We start from the raw sequence: 3,142 nt of genomic DNA, 5'->3' as shown, positions 1-3,142 counted from the left end.
CGGCCCCGCGGCTTCCCGAGCCGCGGCGGGCTGCGTGACGCCTACCCCCCCGGCCCGGGGGGTGCCGCTGCGCCGCTCCGCGCTGAACGCGGTGCGCGACGCGTACGGCGGCACCCCCGAAACGGTGGTGGCCGGGGCCGAGTTCAAAGAAGCCCTGGCCCGGCTGCGGGACAGCCTGCTGGCGATCAAGTACCTGCCGGAACAGCACGGCCGGCCGATCGAGGAGCTGACCCGCCAGCTGCGCCACCTGGAGCTCGTGGTCCAGCTGACCCGGACCACCGATCTGCCGGCCTTCCCGGCGACCACGCAGGAGCTGCGCCGCGCCCGCAAACGCTCGCTCGAACTCCCCGGGCCGGTCCTCCGGGCAGAGATGGGCGGCGGCGCCGCAGTACTCGGTCTCCAGCGCCGAGATGTTCCGCGCGCACCACTCGACCTCCCGCGGGCCGATCATCAGCGTGGGCGAGCCGTCGAAAGTGAGGAGCAGCTTGGGGACTTCGGGGCTGGCGGACAGCCAGGCGTCGTACTCCTTTACCCGGCTGACGACGTCGACCGGTTCACCGTCGAGCGGCATGGAGCGGGCCCCCTGGAGCATGGGCCGACGGCTGTCAGGGGTCGGGTAGGGGGCGGCGTAGACGGCATGGTCGGCCTCGGCGAGCGGGCCGGTCAGGATCGTCCTGGACAGGCCGTCCTCAATGAAGAGGTTCTGGTCGAGCACCATCTCCTCCCCCACTCCCGGTATGCGCAGCGCCTCGAACCGGGAGCGGGCGGCCGGCGGGAACTCCTCCCAGCTCATCGGCCGCAGGATCGTCTCCATGAAGGCGACGCCGCGGACCCGCTCCGGGTGCCGGGCCGCCCGGTCGAAGGCGAGAGCCCCGCCCCAGTCCTGGCCGACGAGGACGACCTCGTCGAGTCCCAGGGCTTCGAACCAGGCGTCGAGGTAGCGGGCGTGGTCGGCGAAGCGGTACGCGCCGCCCGGCTTCCCGGAACGACCCATTCCGATGAGGTCGGGAGCGAGGACCCGGACCCGGCCCCCGGCCACACCGCCGATCCGGGGCAGGACCCCGCAACCGCCTGCTCGCACAGGCCTCGGCACACGCCCAGCGGCTCGTCATCGAGGGACCGAACGGGGCGGATGCCCACAAATGGCACTACGCGGCCCTCGTCGCCCCGGACGAGTTCGGCCCGGCCAGCCAGGCCACCCTGAGCGGCCGCACCGGCATCCACCGCAGCGACCCGGTCGCCGTCATCAACGAACTCGCCGAACGCGAACTGGTCGAGCGGACCCCCGACCCCGCGGACCGGCGCCGCAATGTCATCACCCTCACACCACTCGGCCGGCGCAGGCTGCGCAAGCTGGAACAGCTGCTCGGCGCGGCCCAGGAAGAGCTGTTGTCCCCTTTGTCCATGTCGGAGCGCGAGCAGCTCACCCGGCTGCTCGGCCGGCTCGTCGCCCACCACGCGCACTCCGGCCCCGGCATGGGAGCTGACGCCGGGTAACACCCGTCCGCCACACCCAGCGCGAGCGGCATCTCATATCTGAGATACGGTGCAGCCATGGGAGACGACTACCTCGTACGCATCGGCAAGCTCATCCGTGACGCCCGGCAGCACCGGGGCTGGACACAGAGTCAGCTCGCCGACGCGCTCGGCACCAGCCAGAGCGCCGTGAACCGGATCGAGCGCGGCAACCAGAACATCAGCCTTGAAATGATCGCGCGCATCGGGGAAGCCCTCGACAGCGAAATCGTCTCGCTGGGCTACGCCGGTCCGATGCACCTGCGCGTGGTCGGCGGCCGTCGCCTGTCCGGCGCGATCGACGTCAAGACGAGCAAGAACGCGTGCGTGGCCCTGCTGTGCGCCTCCCTGCTCAACAAGGGCCGCACGGTGCTCCGGCGCGTCGCCCGCATCGAGGAGGTCTACCGCCTCCTGGAGGTCCTGAGCTCCATCGGCGTCCGCACCCGCTGGATCAACGACGGCGTCGACCTGGAACTCGTACCGCCGGCCCGCCTCGACATGGACGCCATGGACGCGGACGCGGCCCGCCGCACCCGCAGCATCATCATGTTCCTGGGCCCCCTCCTCCACCGGATGGACCACTTCAAACTGCCCTACGCGGGCGGCTGCGACCTCGGCACCCGCACCATCGAGCCGCACATGATCGCCCTGCGCCGCTTCGGCCTGGACATCACCGCGACCGAGGGCATCTACCACGCCCAGGTCGAGGCCGGGGTCTCCCCGGACCGCCCGATCGTGCTGACCGAGCGCGGGGACACCGTCACCGAGAACGCGCTGCTGGCCGCCGCCCGGCACAACGGCACCACGGTCATCCGCAACGCCTCCTCCAACTACATGGTCCAGGACCTGTGCTTCTTCCTGGAGGCCCTCGGCGTCCGGGTGGACGGCGTCGGCACCACCACCCTGACGGTCCACGGCGTCCCGAACATCGACGTGGACGTCGACTACTCCCCCTCCGAGGACCCGGTCGAGGCGATGAGCCTGCTGGCCGCGGCCGTCGTCACGGAGTCCGAGCTCACCATCCGGCGGGTCCCGATCGAGTTCATGGAGATCGAGCTCGCGGTCCTGGAGGAGATGGGCCTCGACCACGACCGCTCGGCGGAGTACACCGCCGACAACGGCCGCACCCGGCTGGTGGACCTCACGGTCCGCCCGTCGAAGCTCGAAGCCCCGATCGACAAGATCCACCCGATGCCCTTCCCCGGGCTGAACATCGACAACGTCCCGTTCTTCGCGGCCATCGCGGCCGTGGCCCAGGGTCAGACCCTGATCCACGACTGGGTGTACGACAACCGGGCCATCTACCTGACGGACCTCAACCGCCTCGGCGGCCGCCTCCAGCTCCTGGACCCCCACCGCGTCCTGGTCGAGGGCCCGACCCGCTGGCGCGCGGCGGAAATGATGTGCCCCCCGGCCCTGCGCCCGGCAGTGGTCGTCCTCCTGGCGATGATGGCGGCCGAGGGCACCTCGGTCCTGCGCAACGTCTACGTCATCAACCGCGGCTACGAGGAACTGGCGGAACGCCTCAACTCGGTGGGCGCCCAGATCGAAATCTTCCGCGACATCTAGGAAGCGACCGCCGCGCGGAAATGACGCGGGCCCCGTCACCCTCCGTGGAAGGTGACGG

1 protein-coding gene and 2 pseudogenes are annotated in these 3,142 nt (G+C 70.9%); 2 read left to right on the top strand and 1 reads right to left on the bottom strand.

Features of this window, described 5'->3' with window-relative positions; genetic code table 11:
• Window positions 1-316: 316 nt before the first annotated feature.
• Window positions 317-1,060: pseudogene (locus ACFXDJ_RS34060) on the bottom strand (haloalkane dehalogenase); the annotation flags it as partial.
• 11 nt (window positions 1,061-1,071) lie between these two features.
• Here ACFXDJ_RS34060 and ACFXDJ_RS34055 point away from each other — a divergent pair.
• A pseudogene (locus tag ACFXDJ_RS34055) lies at window positions 1,072-1,323 on the top strand (MarR family winged helix-turn-helix transcriptional regulator); the annotation flags it as partial.
• 231 nt (window positions 1,324-1,554) lie between these two features.
• The gene (locus ACFXDJ_RS34050) at window positions 1,555-3,084 is read left to right on the top strand and encodes a helix-turn-helix domain-containing protein (RefSeq protein ID WP_384649874.1); all 1,530 of its coding nucleotides are present in this window, start codon (window positions 1,555-1,557) and stop codon (window positions 3,082-3,084) included.
• Window positions 3,085-3,142 lie beyond the last annotated feature (58 nt).

This window comes from Streptomyces sp. NPDC059443, from assembly GCF_042750105.1.
Classification (GTDB): domain Bacteria; phylum Actinomycetota; class Actinomycetes; order Streptomycetales; family Streptomycetaceae; genus Streptomyces.
This window is presented reverse-complemented; position numbering and strand designations above follow the sequence as displayed.

What these genes read in the sequence shown, in the direction of transcription:
- ACFXDJ_RS34050 (WP_384649874.1), top strand. Translation starts at nt 1,555, where the DNA reads ATGGGAGACGACTACCTCGTACGCATCGGCAAGCTCATCCGTGACGCC.